Here is a 13,680-nt window from a genome sequence, read left to right as displayed (position 1 = left end):
ACCGCGCCGCGCGACCGCGCGACGGGTGGGGCCCCCGGCGACCGCCGACCGCCCCACCCGTCGCGCGAGGGATCAGCCCAGGCCGGGCCCCCGCACCGGGATGCTGGTGAACGTCGGCTGCGGGGCCGGGTCCTGGAAGAAGTCGTTGCCCTTGTCGTCCACGACGATGAACGCCGGGAAGTCCTCGACCTCGATCTTCCAGACGGCCTCCATGCCCAGCTCCTCGTACTCCAGGACCTCGACCTTCTTGATGCAGTCCTGGGCGAGGCGGGCCGCCGGGCCGCCGATGGAACCCAGGTAGAAACCGCCGTGCGCGTCGCACGCGTCGGTGACCTGCTTGCTGCGGTTGCCCTTGGCGAGCATCACCTTGGAGCCGCCGGCCGCCTGGAACTGCTCGACGTAGGAGTCCATCCGGCCGGCCGTGGTCGGGCCGAAGGAGCCGGAGGCGTAGCCCTCGGGGGTCTTGGCCGGACCGGCGTAGTACACCGGGTGGTCCTTGAGGTACTGCGGCATGCCCTCGCCGGCGTCGAGGCGCTCCTTGATCTTCGCGTGCGCGATGTCCCGGGCGACGACCAGCGGGCCGGACAGCGACAGCCGGGTCTTGACCGGGTACTTGGTCAGCTCGGCGAGGATCGAGTCCATCGGCTGGTTGAGGTCGATCTTCACGACGTCACCGGACTCGTCCAGGTGCTCGTCGGTGGTCTCCGGCAGGAACCGCGCCGGGTCCGTCTCCAGCTGCTCCAGGAAGACGCCCTCCGCCGTGATCTTGGCGACCGCCTGGCGGTCCGCAGAGCAGGAGACGGCGATGGCGACCGGGCAGGACGCGCCGTGCCGGGGCAGGCGCACCACGCGCACGTCGTGGCAGAAGTACTTGCCGCCGAACTGCGCGCCGATGCCGATCTTCTGCGTCAGTTCGAAGACCTTCTCCTCCAGCTCCTTGTCCCGGAAGCCGTGGCCGAGCGGGGAGCCCTCGGCGGGCAGGTCGTCCAGGTAGTGCGCGGAGGCGTACTTCGCGGTCTTCAGCGCGTACTCCGCGCTCGTGCCGCCGACCACGATCGCCAGGTGGTACGGCGGGCAGGCGGCCGTGCCCAGCGAACGGATCTTCTCCTCCAGGAACTTCATCATGGAGGACTCGTTCAGGACGGCCTTCGTCTCCTGGTACAGGAAGGACTTGTTGGCGCTGCCGCCGCCCTTGGCCATGAACAGGAACTTGTAGGCGCCGCCGTCGGTGGCGTACAGCTCGATCTGGGCGGGGAGGTTCGAACCGGTGTTCTTCTCCTCCCACATCGTCAGCGGGGCCATCTGCGAGTAGCGCAGGTTCAGCTTGGTGTACGCGTCGTAGATGCCGCGCGAGAGGGCCTTCTCGTCCTCGCCTTCGGTGAGGACGTTCTGCCCGCGCTTGCCCATGACGATCGCCGTGCCGGTGTCCTGGCACATGGGCAGCACGCCCGCCGCCGCGATGTTCGCGTTCTTCAGCAGGTCCAGGGCGACGAACTTGTCGTTCGCGCTGGCCTCCGGGTCGTCGATGATGCGGCGCAGCTGCGCGAGGTGGGCCGGGCGCAGGTAGTGCTGGATGTCGTGGATCGCCTCCTCGGCGAGCTTGCGCAGCGCCTCCGGCTCGACCTTGAGGAACGTACGCCCGTCGGGCCCCTCGGCGGTGGAGACGCCCTCGGACGTCACCAGCCGGTACGGAGTGGTGTCCTCACCCTGGGGGAGCAGATCGGTGTACGCGAACTCAGGCATCTCAGCCCATTCCTCACTCTACGGACGGCTGCCCGCCGACGCTGGCGGGCACCGACCAGCGTAGAACCTGCCACCGGTGGCGGGTCTGTGAGGTCCCGCTCAGTTCCCGCCGGGTTCCCCTGCCGCAGAGGTGTCGCGATCTATCGTGTTTGGGTAGGCTGCTGCCGTGGACCTTCAGAAGCAGACCGCGCCCCCTGCCACGGAGCTGCGCGCCTCGGACGCCGACCGTGACCGCATCGCCGACATGCTGCGCGACGCCCTCGCCGAGGGCCGCCTCACGGCCGACGAGCACGCCGAGCGCGTCGAGGGGGTGCTGAACGCCAAGACGGTCGGCGAGCTGGAGGTCTTCATCCAGGACCTGCCCGCCGCCCACCGGAGCCGCACCTCCGCCGCGTACGCGCCGAACCGCCCTGACGACGGCGAGATACTCCCGCAGGCCGACGAGAACGTGGTGGCGGTGTTCAGCGCGGCCACCCGCAAGGGCCGCTGGCGCGCCGGGCGCCGGCTGCACGCGTACTCGGTCTTCGGCAGCGTCGAGATCGACCTCAGCGAGGCCACCTTCGAGTACCAGCAGGTCGTCATCAAGGCCGTCTCCGTCTTCGGGGACATCCGGATCCGCGTCCCGGAGAACGTGTCGCTGCGCGGCACCGGCGGCGGCGTCCTCGGCAACTTCGAGGTGGACACGCTGGACGCGGCCGACCCCGACGCGCCCGTCGTCTACGTCGACGGCTGGGCCGTCCTCGGCAACGTGGAGGCGCGGCCCAAGCGCGGCAAGCTCGTCGCGGACATCCTCGACCGGGTGCAGCGCAAGGTCGACAGGCATGTGCGCAAGCACCTGTGAGCAAACGGCCGGTTCACCACTGAGTGCATAGGCCCGCGCACAGCGGGTAGGCCTTGCTGCATCGTCTCTCGCTCGCGAAGCCGTCGTCAGGAGTAGACCGTGCTGCAACCGCCGCATTCGTCCCTGCAGGTCGCTGCCGTACCGGCCCAGCGGGGGCCGGTGCGAGACAGGGACCAAGACGCACCGTGGCACACCGAGGCGGTGTGCAGGCGCGACGAGGCCGGCCTGTTCTTCGCACCCTCGAAAGAACCCACGGCCGCGCGGCTGTCCCGCGAGGAGGCGGCCAAGCGGGTCTGCGCCCGCTGTCCCGTGATGGTCGAGTGCCGCGAGCACGCGCTGCTGCAGCCCGAGCCGTACGGCGTCTGGGGCGGCCTGACCGCCGCCGAGCGCCGCGTGGTCCTGGCCCGCCGCAGGCGCCGCGACCTGGAACTGAACACGGTGGCCCGCGCGACGGGCCGCATAGCGGCAGCCGGCTAGCGGGGCGGCGGCCCGGCAGGGGAGGCGGGCCCGGCGGGGGATGCCGGGCCGGTCGGGGCGGGCGGCTCCGGGCTTTGAGTTCCGGGCTGTCTTCGGTCTTCGGTCTTCGGGGGCAGCCGGTTTCCAGGACGGCAGCCCGGATTCGGCTCAGGGCGCTGCCGCCGGTTGGCAGTACGGCAGGCCGGCGGTGCGGTTGTCCTCCCCACGGCGAACGGGGCGCCCCCTCCGCACCGGGGGCGCCCCGTTCGCCGTGCCGGGCGCAGGCCGTCGGCTCGGCGGGCCGGTCGTCCGGCAGGCCGGGCCGGGCCGCTACTTCGCGCGGTCGAAGTCGATCGCGCTGTACGCGCGCAGCTTGCTCAGCCGGTGCTCGGAGTCGATCCGGCGGACCGTGCCGGACTTGGAGCGCATGACGATCGAGTCGGTCGTCGCCGTCTCCGAGCGGTAGCGCACCCCGCGCAGCAGCTCGCCGTCGGTGATGCCGGTGGCGACGAAGAACACGTTCTCGCCCGTGACCAGGTCCTCGGTGGTCAGGACGCGGTCGAGGTCGTGCCCGGCGTCGATCGCCCGCTGCCGCTCCTCGTCGTCCTTGGGCCACAGCTTGCCCTGGATCGTGCCGCCCAGGCACTTCACGGCGCAGGCCGAGATGATGCCCTCCGGCGTGCCGCCGATGCCGAGCAGCAGGTCGATGCCGGTGCCGTCGCGCAGCGCCAGGATGGACCCGGCCACGTCACCGTCGGAGATCAGCTTGATCCGGGCGCCGGTCTCCCGGATCTCCTTGATGATGCCCTCGTGCCGCGGCCGGTCGAGGACGACCACGGTCACGTCCTCGGGCGTGGCCCGCTTGGCCTTGGCGACCCGCTTGATGTTCACCGACACCGGCGCGTCGATGTCGACGAAGTCGGCGGCGTCCGGCCCGGTGACCAGCTTGTCCATGTAGAACACGGCGGACGGGTCGAACATGGCACCGCGCTCGGTGGCGGCCAGCACGGCGATGGCGTTGGGCATGCCCTTGGCGGTCAGGGTCGTGCCGTCGATCGGGTCGACGGCGATGTCGACCTCCGGGCCGGTCCCGTCGCCCACGCGCTCCCCGTTGAAGAGCATCGGGGCCTCGTCCTTCTCCCCCTCGCCGATGACGACGACGCCGTTCATCGAGACGGTGGAGACGAGGGTCCGCATGGCACGGACCGCGGCGCCGTCGGCGCCGTTCTTGTCGCCGCGCCCGACCCAGCGGCCCGCGGCCATCGCGGCGGCTTCGGTCACCCGGACGAGTTCGAGGGCGAGGTTGCGGTCGGGAGCCTCGGAGGGGACATCGAGCTCGGACGGCAAGTGATGATGCTCGGTCATCGGAGCGCACCTTTCTGATACGACGACGGCCGGATGAGGGTTCTGGCCACGACTCTATCGTCGGACGGACAGAATGAGCAGGGGACCCCACGGATGAGCGGATCGGACACCTGCGACGATAGGGGGCGTGGCAGGTTCGAACGGCAAGCAGAAGACAGTCCGGGGCACGATCCTCTCCCTGATCGTGATCATGGCGACGGCCGGCGTCGTCTACCTCTTCGTCCCGCACGACGATCACGCTCCCGACATCAAGCGGGTCGACTACCGCGTCGAACTGCTCACGGCGCGCCGCGCCGCCTCCTACCCCGTGGCCGCGCCCGAGGGTCTGCCGGACACGTGGAAGGCCACCTCGGTCCGCTACCAGGCCGACCAGGGAGACCGCTGGCACCTGGGGTTCCAGGACCCCGACGGCCAGTACGTGGCCATCGAGCAGTCCACGCAGAAGCGCAAGGACTTCATCGACGACGCCAGCCAGGGTTCCCGCGCGACCAAGGTCACCCAGAAGATCGGCGGCCGCACCTGGACCCGGTACAGCGGCGGCCGTTACGACGCCCTCGTGTCGGAGGGTGCCAAGGGCGACACCACGGTGGTGGCGGGTACGGCCTCCTTCGCCCAGCTGACGAAGATGGCCCAGGCACTGCAGACGTCCTGAGCGGGCCGCCCGGCGCGGACCGCCGCCCCGGCTTCCCCGGGGCTCGTCGAGCCCCCGGTCCGCCAGGCCCCTCGGCCTGCTTCGGCCCCCTCGTCCTGCCTGGGGCGTCTCCTCCTGCGTCGGGCCCTCCGGCGTTCGTCCGGCTGGGGCGCGCCGCCTGCCGCCTGCCGCCTGGCCCGTCCGCGTCCGCCTGCCGTCGGCATCCCGGCCCCAGCCGCGGTCCGCCTGCCCGCCCGGCCAGCCACCGTTCGCGGGGCCGCCGCGTCCGGCGGCCCGTCACCGTGTGCCCGCGGCCGTCGCACGCGGCGCCCGCCACCGTGCGTCTGCGGCCGTCCCCCGTCGCGACCCTCCACAGCGCGTCCGCGCGGGCCGTCGCCGGGCCTGTGCGGGTGCCACCGGTCCCGCGCGGCCTGTCACGGGACCTATGTGCCCTGTCACCGAGCCCGTGCGGCCCGCCACCGAGCCCGTGCGGTCTGTCCGCCCGTAGCGACCCCCCACCGCACGCCCGCGCGGCGCGTCACGCCGCGCGCCCCCTCACCGCTCGTCCCCCTCCTCGTCCCCGTCCTGCGCGGCCTCCTCGGCCAGTGCGGCGTCCAGCCGGGCGCGGGCGCCCTCCAGCCACCGCCGGCAGACCTTGGCCAGCTCCTCGCCCCGCTCCCACAGCGCGAGGGACTCCTCGAGGCTCGTCCCGCCCGCCTCCAGGCGCCGGACGACGTCGATCAGCTCGTCCCGCGCCTGCTCGTAGCCCAGCGTCTCGTCGGCCGCCGGTGTCCTGCTCGTCATTGACTCTTCCCTGTCTCGACCCGAACCGTGAACTCGCCCTCGGCGAGCCGCGCCCGCAGCGTCTCCTGCTCCGTCACCTCGCCGGGATCGCGGACCACATGCCCGTCGGCCCGCTGCAGCACGGCGTACCCGCGCCGCAGCGTCGCGGCGGGGGAGAGGGCCACCACGCGCGCGTGGGTGTGCCCCAGCTCGGAGTCGGCGCGGTCCAGCAGGTGCCGCAGGGTGCGCCGGCTCCGGTCCAGCAGCGCGGCGACCTGGTCGGCCCGCTCGTCGATCATGCGGTGCGGATCCTGTATGACGGGCCGGGAGAGCGCGTGGGCGAGGCCGCGCTCCTCCCGTTCGACGTGCGCCTGTGCGCACCTGCGCGCGCGGTCGCGCAGCTGCCGTACCCGCTCCGCCTCCTCGCCGACGTCCGGCACGACCTTCTTGGCGGCGTCGGTGGGCGTGGAGGCGCGCAGGTCGGCGACGTAGTCCAGCAGCGGCGTGTCCGGCTCGTGGCCGATCGCCGAGACGACCGGCGTCCGGCACGCGGCGACCGCGCGGACGAGCTGCTCGTCGGAGAACGGCAGCAGGTCCTCCACGCTGCCGCCGCCGCGCGCCACGACGATCACGTCCACGTCGTCGAGCGCGTCGAGTTCCTTGACGGCCTGCACGACCTGCGGGACGGCGTGCACCCCCTGCACCGGTACGTTGCGCACCTCGAAGCGGACGGCGGGCCAGCGGTGCCGGGCGTTCTCCAGGACGTCCCGCTCGGCGGCGGAGGCCCGGCCGCACACCAGTCCGATCAGCTGCGGCAGGAAGGGCAGGGGCTTCTTGCGGTCCGGCGCGAAGAGCCCCTCCGCCGCGAGGGTCTTCTTCAGCTGCTCCAGGCGGGCCAGCAGCTCACCGACGCCCACCGGCCTCATCTCGGCGGCCCGCAGCGACAGCTGCCCGCGCGGGGCGTACCACTCGGGCTTGGCGCGCACGACGACCCGGGCGCCCTCGCCCACGACGTCCGCGACGGCGTCGAACACCTCGCGGTAGCACGTCACACCGACGGAGATGTTGTACGACGGGTCGCGCAGCGTCAGGAACACCACCCCCGCGCCCGGCCGCCGCGACAGCTGCGTGATCTGCCCCTCGACCCAGACCGCGCCGAGCCGGTCGATCCAGCCGCCGATGAGCCGGGAGACCTCACCGACGGGAAGCGGGGCTTCGGGGGACGTGGAGACAGCCATGCCCGCGAGCGTAACGGTCACCACCGACAACGCGGGCGCCCGGCGACGACGCGGGCGCCCGCCCGGAGCGAGGGCACCGCATGAGTCCTTCCGGCGCTCCGTGCCCCCTCGGGATCTTCGACGCTCCGTGGGCGGCCTTACGATGGGGCGCATGACTGCTACGTCTGGCCGCCGTGTCCTGCTCGCCGCCCCCCGGGGCTACTGCGCGGGCGTGGACCGCGCCGTGATCGCCGTCGAGAAGGCCCTGGAGCAGTACGGGGCCCCGGTGTACGTCCGGCACGAGATCGTCCACAACAAGTACGTCGTACAGACCCTGGAGAAGAAGGGCGCCGTCTTCGTCGAGCGGACGGAGGAGGTGCCGCCGGGCAACATCGTGATGTTCTCGGCGCACGGTGTCGCGCCCGTCGTGCACGAGGAGGCCGCTCGGGGCCGCCTCGCCACCATCGACGCCACCTGCCCCCTGGTCACCAAGGTCCACAAGGAAGCCGTCCGCTTCGCCAAGGAGGACTACGACATCCTCCTGATCGGGCACGAGGGCCACGAGGAGGTCATCGGCACCTCCGGTGAGGCCCCCGACCACATCCAGCTCGTCGACGGCCCCGAGGACGTGGCGAACGTCGAGGTGCGCGACCCGTCGCGGGTGGTCTGGCTCTCCCAGACGACCCTGTCGGTCGACGAGACCATGGAGACGGTCGACGCGCTGAAGGAGAAGTTCCCGCAGCTGATCTCGCCGCCCAGCGACGACATCTGCTACGCCACGCAGAACCGTCAGCTCGCCGTCAAGCAGATGGGCGCCGAGGCGGACCTGGTCATCGTGGTCGGCTCCCGCAACTCCTCCAACTCCAAGCGGCTGGTGGAGGTCGCCAAGCTGGCGGGCGCGGACCGGGCCCACCTGGTCGACTTCGCCGACGAGATCGACGAGGCCTGGCTGGAGGGCGTCACCACGGTCGGCGTGACCTCGGGCGCCTCCGTGCCGGAGGTCCTGGTCGAGCAGGTGCTCGAATGGCTCGGGCAGCGCGGATTCGGGGACGTGGAGATCGTCAAGGCGGCCGAGGAGTCGATCACCTTCTCGCTGCCCAAGGAGCTGCGCCGCGACCTGCGCGAGGAGGCTGCGGCACTGGCCGCCGAGCGCGGCGGGTCGGGCACGGCGGAAGGCTGAGCGGGCCCGCGTCCCCGAGCGGGGACGCGGCCGGCGTGACTGTCGGTGGCACGCCGTAACGTGGAGCCATGCAGATCTTCGGTGTGGACATCGGCGGATCGGGGATCAAGGGTGCCCCGGTGGACCTCGACAAGGGCGACCTGGCCCAGGAGCGCCACAAGGTGCTCACCCCGCACCCGGCGACCCCCGACGGCGTGGCCGACGGTGTCCGGGAGGTCGTCGCCCACTTCGGCTGGACCGGACCGGTCGGACTGACCTTCCCCGGCGTGGTCACCGGCGGCGCCACGGTGCGCACGGCGGCCAACGTCGACAAGAGCTGGATCGACACCGACGCGCGCGCGTTGTTCGGCGAGCGGCTGGGCGGGCTGCCGGTGACCGTCGTCAACGACGCGGACGCGGCGGGCGTCGCCGAGATGCACTTCGGCGCGGGCCGCGGCCGCGGCGGCACCGTCGTGCTGCTCACCTTCGGCACCGGCATCGGCAGCGCGGTCTTCGTCGACGGCGTCCTCGTCCCCAACACCGAGCTGGGCCACCTGGAGCTGGACGGCCACGAGGCGGAGAAGAGGGCTTCCAGCAAGGCCAAGGACGACGGTGACCTGTCCTGGGAGCAGTGGGGCCACCGCGTGCGCAAGTACCTCGCCCACGTGGAGATGCTCTTCTCCCCGGAGCTGTTCATCATCGGCGGCGGAGTCAGCCGCAAGGCCCACAAGTTCCTGCCCTGCCTGGAGGGCGTCCGGGCGGAGATCGTCCCGGCCCGGCTCCAGAACAACGCGGGCATCGTGGGCGCGGCGATGCGCGCGGCGGAGGGCGGCGCGGGCGAGGCGTGAGACGGCGGCGGGAGGCCGCCGGGCGTGACGGGGAGACGGCGGGACGGGATGACGGGAGGCTGCTGCCGGGGGTGACGGGGAGATCGCGGGGCGGGGCGGCGGGAGGCCGGCCGCTGCCGGGGGTGCCGGACTGAGGGGCCGCACGGTGCCGGAGGCGCCGGAATGGGGGTGCACGCTGCCGGGGGTGCCGGACTGAGAGGCCGCACGGTGCCCGAGGTGCCGGAATGGGGGTGCACGCTGCCGGGCTGAGGGCCGCCCGGCCGGGAGGTCACCCGCGCCTGCGGGCCGCCGCCCCCGGCCCTGCCCCCGCACGCTCGGACGCTCGCGCCCCCGCCCGTTCCGCTGCCCTGGCGGGCGCCGACGCGGCCCGCCGCACCAGCGCCGTGACCCCCGCGATCAGCGTCCCGGCGTACAGCCACACCGCCTGGGTGGCGAGGGCGCTCACCAGGCCCATGAGCGTGCCGAGGAGCCCCTCACCGCCGTCGGCCACCGGCAACAGTCCCACGGCGAACCCGATGGGCACCACCACGGGCGCGCTCAGCAGGTCGCCCCTGCGGATCCACACGGCGGTCAGCACGCACACCGGCAGGAACAGCACTCCGTACACGGCCGGTGAGGCGTCCAGGAGCAGGGCGTCCAGACAGCCGAGGACGAACATCACCGCCCCGCAGAACAGCCCGCCCCCGAGCCCCGTCAGCCGGGGGTTGGGCACCTGGCGCAGCCGCTGTATGACAGGGGGCGGGGCGTGATCCCGTGCGGCGACGGGGAGGCGCCGGGCAGGACCCGGACGCTGTGCCGGACGCCGGTCCGCGGCGCCGCCCTGCCCGTGCGCCTGCCCTCCGTCCCGGCGGCGGGGCGACTGCGTACGCCGCTTGGCCGCCTGCGAGGGCAGCGGCGGCCTGCCGCGTCGCGGTCCGTGCTGCTGAGGTCGCGTCCAGTGTTGCTCCACTGGACCAACCTAGGTCTGTTTATGTGTTGAATAGGCCGTTTGACACGCCGCGCGGGTGTGGCGGTCCTGTGGTGACCGGTCGGCTGGCCAGGCGTCCGAACCGTCGCCAAGACGGGACGCCGCACGCCGTAGACTGGTGGATCGGCCCCCTGGCCCCCAGTCTCCTCACGTACGGGAAGTCGCAACGTGTCGCTCACGATCGGAATCGTCGGTCTGCCGAACGTCGGCAAGTCGACCCTGTTCAACGCCCTGACCAAGAACGACGTGCTCGCGGCCAACTACCCGTTCGCCACGATCGAGCCCAACGTCGGTGTCGTGGGCGTACCGGACGGTCGCCTCGCCCAGCTCGCCTCGATCTTCAAGTCGGAGCGGATCCTTCCCGCCACGGTCGACTTCGTCGACATCGCCGGCATCGTGCGCGGCGCCAGCGAGGGGGAGGGCCTGGGCAACAAGTTCCTCGCGAACATCCGCGAGTCGGACGCGATCTGCCAGGTCATCCGCGCCTTCAAGGACGAGAACGTCGTGCACGTCGACGGCAAGGTCTCGCCCAAGGACGACATCGAGACGATCAACACCGAGCTGATCCTCGCGGACCTCCAGACGATCGAGAAGGTCCTCCCGCGCCTCCAGAAGGAGTCGCGGATCAAGAAGGACGTGGCGCCGAAGGTCAAGGCCGTCGAGGAGGCCAAGGAGATCCTGGAGAAGGGCGACACCCTCTTCTCCCACGGCATCCTCCAGGGCACCGAGCGCGCGGAGCTGCTGCACGACCTCCACCTGCTCACCACCAAGCCCTTCCTCTACGTCTTCAACGTCGACGAGGACGAGCTGACCGACGAGGACTTCAAGAACGAGCAGCGCGCCCTGGTCGCCCCCGCCGAGGCGATCTTCCTCAACGCCAAGCTGGAGGCGGACCTCGCCGAGCTGGACGAGGAGGAGGCCCTGGAACTCCTGGAGTCCGTCGGCCAGCACGAGCCGGGCCTGGCCACCCTCGCCCGCGTCGGCTTCGACACCCTCGGCCTGCAGACCTACCTGACGGCCGGCCCCAAGGAATCCCGCGCCTGGACCATCAAGAAGGGCGCCACCGCCCCTGAGGCCGCCGGTGTCATCCACACCGACTTCCAGAAGGGCTTCATCAAGGCGGAGGTCATCTCCTTCGAAGACCTCATCGAAACCGGCTCCGTCACCGAGGCCCGGGCCAAGGGCAAGGCCCGCATGGAGGGCAAGGACTACGTGATGCAGGACGGGGACGTGGTGGAGTTCCGGTTCAACGTGTAGCGGGTGACATACCACCACGTCGCTGACCTGGCAAATATGCAGGTCAGAAGGGGTCCGGCTCTTCGGGGCTGGGCCCCTGGTTTTTTCCCGTGCTGGGATGGTGCTGGGATAGCTGACACCCCTCGTCACCTGTCATCACCCCTGCTCATCCCTACCGTGCTGGGATCGTGCTGGGATGGGATGGGGGTGCCCGTGCTGGGATTTGCGTGAGCGGGGCGCTGACCGAGCTGTGAAGGTAGTGCAGACGTGGCACTTTTCCTACTCGTTTGACACAATCGGGGGTATGGCTGAGGCGACGTACAGCATCGGGGAAGGGCCAGCGACGCGGGTGAGCTTGTCGCTGCCGGAGGGGACCGCGGAGGCGATCCGGGCTCGCGTGGGCAAGCGGGAGTTCTCCGCGTTCATCGCCGAGGCGGTCGAGCGTGAGCTGCGCGGGCAGGTCCTGGACGAGTACCTGGCGGACTACGAGAGCCGCAAGGGGCCGGTCTCCGAGCCGGCTCGTCAGCGGGCGCGGCAGGTCTTCGACGAGGTGTTCGCCGAGGAGGCCGAGTGGCCCGCCGCAGGCTGAGTCACGAGGGGACGCTCGTCCTCGACAGCGAGGGACTCTCGAAGCTGCTCGCTGACGAAGAACAGGTGGTGGCTCTGATCGCTGAGGCGCGCTCGCGTGGCATGGAGGTCGTGATCAGTGCGCTCACCATCATCGAGGCCGTCCACGCCCGTACGAACAAGTCACGCCTGAACTGGGTGCTTTCCGGGCTGCGGGTCGTCCCGGTCGGTGACGAGGAGGCGAGGGCTGCCTCGAAGTTGCTGATGAATGCCGGATTGCACGGACACAAGTACGCGATCGATGCGGCCGTTGCCGAGGCCGCGCTGCGACAGCACCGCCCCGTGGTCATGCTGACTTCCGATATTGACGACATGGCCAAGCTGTGCGGCGAGCGGGTCCGGCTCGTGGCGGTGTGATTTCCCTTGGTCCGGCTCAGTAGGAGCGGGGTCCGTAGGGGCTCCAGTGACCGAGGAAGGGCTTGAGGTCGTCGCCGCTGGGATTCGGCGGCGTGGGCGGTTTCGGCGCTGAGACCGATTCGGTGAGGTTTTGGAGGTGCGCGTCCGCGAACGCGAGCCACGCCTCGACCTCGGTCCGCTCCTGCCCGGGCGGAAGTGATGTGGCATGGACGCCTACTGCTGCGACGTATTCAGTCAGGCGCCTGGCCTGGTACCAGGTGTCCGCCTGTTCTTCGAGCTGTTTGACGCGGTAGGCGTGGGCGTAGGCGGCGTGGGCTTCCTGCACGGCGGCTTCCCAGCGCTTTTGCTGTACCTCTCTGGCTTGCTGGTCTGCAAGGCGTTTGCGTTCTGCGGCTTCGCCGCGGAGTCCGACCTCCTGCACGATCTCGGCGAGTTGTTCTTCCAGAGGCCGGTCGGGGAGATCTGCCCATTCGCTTGCACGGTGCGGGCTGCCGCCACGGAGTATGAAGCGTAGGCGGCTGGAGGGGGTGTAGTCGAAGCGGGGGATGCGCATCCATGAGTGCTTCTTGGCGTCGGCGAGTTCCTTGTCTGTGGGGACGTGTTCGTTGCGGTCCTGTTCTTGGAGGACGAGGAATCCGACACTTTCGCCGTGGGCGGTGATGGAGAAGTGCGGTGGTGCCTTGCGGCGCCGATGGGGCGGGGGCGCGCCTTGTGTGGTTCCGAGCGATGCCTTGTGACCTTGGGCTGTGGTGGTGGCGATGAGGGTTTGGATGATGCGCAGGGCTCGGCCTTGGAGGGGTTTGGTCAGGCCCATGGGCTGCGGTTGCTTTTGGAGGGCGGCCACGACGGCATGGGGTTTGGTGAGTCTGGCCGGCACAGGGAGCGGGGTGAGTTCCGCGAGGCGCCAGGCAGGGATGTCGACCAGCTTGATCTCGTAGCCGCGGTGAGTGCGGTATCCGTGGATTTCCTGCGTGTGGGGGATCTTGCCGGACTTGCGGGCGGCGTTGACCCGTGACGCCCAATTCACCGCGTGCGGGCCGGATCCGATGGGCTTGATGAGACAGCCGTCGTTCGCAACGGCCAGTTCATCGAGTAGCTGGTCCGCGTAGTTCGCAAGGGCCTTCGGCACGGCTCGGGGGCGCGGCGGTGCCGATTTTCGGGCGGGGCGCTCCGGCGGTCGGGTGCTCTGCTCCACGGGGTGGATGCCGCGTTCGATGAGATGCTGCCGCCCCTTCTCGGTGAGGTGGGCGCTCCAATTCCCGCGGCGTTTGGTGACTTTGATGAGCCCTCGGTTCTGCAGGGCTTGTCCGCTGGTCTTGTACGTGCTGTCTGGCCAGACTCCGTCGGGACACCCCTGGCCCACCCAGCCGAGCACGGCCTGCTGCCGCTTGTTGAGGGCCTGTTCCATGTAGCCTCCCGCCGTTCCCTGAATGCCCTGCACCCGGAGACG

The 13,680-nt window shown here is 71.0% G+C and carries 14 protein-coding genes; 8 read left to right on the top strand and 6 right to left on the bottom strand.

Going from position 1 to position 13,680, the window contains the following annotated elements; translation table 11 throughout:
- Window positions 1-72: 72 nt before the first annotated feature.
- Window positions 73-1,743, bottom strand: a complete 1,671-nt coding sequence (locus tag IG64_RS30310; protein ID WP_037862008.1) for a fumarate hydratase — start codon at window positions 1,741-1,743, stop codon at window positions 73-75.
- Between the two features lie 166 nt (window positions 1,744-1,909).
- Between IG64_RS30310 and IG64_RS30305 the strand changes: the two genes are divergently transcribed.
- Window positions 1,910-2,584, top strand: a complete 675-nt coding sequence (locus IG64_RS30305) for a DUF1707 SHOCT-like domain-containing protein (protein WP_037862007.1) — start codon at window positions 1,910-1,912, stop codon at window positions 2,582-2,584.
- Window positions 2,585-2,683: 99 nt separating this feature from the next.
- Complete coding sequence (locus IG64_RS30300) at window positions 2,684-3,061, top strand: WhiB family transcriptional regulator (RefSeq protein ID WP_037862005.1); 378 nt, start codon at window positions 2,684-2,686, stop codon at window positions 3,059-3,061.
- Between the two features lie 309 nt (window positions 3,062-3,370).
- On the opposite strand, the gene glpX is transcribed toward IG64_RS30300, so the two are convergent.
- Window positions 3,371-4,405, bottom strand: coding sequence for a class II fructose-bisphosphatase (gene glpX, locus IG64_RS30295; RefSeq protein ID WP_037862003.1), 1,035 nt, complete (start codon window positions 4,403-4,405; stop codon window positions 3,371-3,373).
- A gap of 127 nt (window positions 4,406-4,532) precedes the next feature.
- Here glpX and IG64_RS30290 point away from each other — a divergent pair, with 127 nt between their 5' ends.
- Window positions 4,533-5,057: a DUF4245 domain-containing protein gene (locus IG64_RS30290; RefSeq protein ID WP_037862001.1), complete on the top strand. Its 525-nt coding sequence runs from the start codon at window positions 4,533-4,535 to the stop codon at window positions 5,055-5,057.
- A gap of 534 nt (window positions 5,058-5,591) precedes the next feature.
- Here IG64_RS30290 and IG64_RS30285 read toward each other — a convergent pair.
- Both IG64_RS30285 and xseA read right to left on the bottom strand, forming a co-directional pair.
- Window positions 5,592-5,840 carry an exodeoxyribonuclease VII small subunit gene (locus tag IG64_RS30285; RefSeq protein WP_037862000.1) on the bottom strand — a complete coding sequence of 83 codons (249 nt, stop codon included), beginning with the start codon at window positions 5,838-5,840 and terminating at the stop codon, window positions 5,592-5,594.
- Window positions 5,837-7,057: an exodeoxyribonuclease VII large subunit gene (xseA, locus tag IG64_RS30280; RefSeq protein ID WP_037861998.1), complete on the bottom strand. Its 1,221-nt coding sequence runs from the start codon at window positions 7,055-7,057 to the stop codon at window positions 5,837-5,839. Before xseA ends, IG64_RS30285 begins: the two co-directional genes overlap by 4 nt.
- A 142-nt stretch (window positions 7,058-7,199) precedes the next feature.
- Here xseA and IG64_RS30275 point away from each other — a divergent pair, with 142 nt between their 5' ends.
- Window positions 7,200-8,216 (top strand): 4-hydroxy-3-methylbut-2-enyl diphosphate reductase, encoded by a 1,017-nt coding sequence (locus IG64_RS30275; protein ID WP_107474401.1) that lies wholly within the window; start codon window positions 7,200-7,202, stop codon window positions 8,214-8,216.
- Window positions 8,217-8,284: 68 nt separating this feature from the next.
- Window positions 8,285-9,043 carry a polyphosphate--glucose phosphotransferase gene (gene ppgK / locus IG64_RS30270; RefSeq protein WP_037861997.1) on the top strand — a complete coding sequence of 253 codons (759 nt, stop codon included), beginning with the start codon at window positions 8,285-8,287 and terminating at the stop codon, window positions 9,041-9,043.
- 268 nt (window positions 9,044-9,311) lie between these two features.
- Here the strand turns inward: ppgK and IG64_RS39565 are convergent, their stop codons facing one another.
- Window positions 9,312-9,755 (bottom strand): DUF6542 domain-containing protein, encoded by a 444-nt coding sequence (locus IG64_RS39565; protein WP_420710009.1) that lies wholly within the window; start codon window positions 9,753-9,755, stop codon window positions 9,312-9,314.
- 423 nt (window positions 9,756-10,178) lie between these two features.
- Between IG64_RS39565 and ychF the strand changes: the two genes are divergently transcribed.
- The 3 genes from ychF to IG64_RS30250 all read left to right on the top strand — a co-directional run bounded on the left by ychF (window position 10,179) and on the right by IG64_RS30250 (window position 12,230).
- On the top strand, window positions 10,179-11,267 hold the full coding sequence (gene ychF, locus IG64_RS30260; RefSeq protein ID WP_037861996.1) for a redox-regulated ATPase YchF: 1,089 nt from the start codon (window positions 10,179-10,181) through the stop codon (window positions 11,265-11,267).
- A gap of 283 nt (window positions 11,268-11,550) precedes the next feature.
- Window positions 11,551-11,835 (top strand): hypothetical protein, encoded by a 285-nt coding sequence (locus tag IG64_RS30255; RefSeq protein WP_028438980.1) that lies wholly within the window; start codon window positions 11,551-11,553, stop codon window positions 11,833-11,835.
- On the top strand, window positions 11,817-12,230 hold the full coding sequence (locus IG64_RS30250) for a PIN domain-containing protein (protein WP_037661709.1): 414 nt from the start codon (window positions 11,817-11,819) through the stop codon (window positions 12,228-12,230). The genes IG64_RS30255 and IG64_RS30250 overlap by 19 nt, the downstream gene beginning before the upstream one ends.
- Before the next feature lie 16 nt (window positions 12,231-12,246).
- On the opposite strand, the gene IG64_RS41725 is transcribed toward IG64_RS30250, so the two are convergent.
- Window positions 12,247-13,638, bottom strand: coding sequence for a hypothetical protein (locus IG64_RS41725; protein ID WP_199811681.1), 1,392 nt, complete (start codon window positions 13,636-13,638; stop codon window positions 12,247-12,249).
- Window positions 13,639-13,680 lie beyond the last annotated feature (42 nt).

The organism is Streptomyces sp. NRRL S-340, assembly GCF_000720185.1.
In the GTDB taxonomy this organism is placed as follows: Bacteria; Actinomycetota; Actinomycetes; order Streptomycetales; family Streptomycetaceae; genus Streptomyces.
Note: the sequence above shows the minus strand (reverse complement) of the source record. Positions and strands in the feature narration are given on the sequence as shown.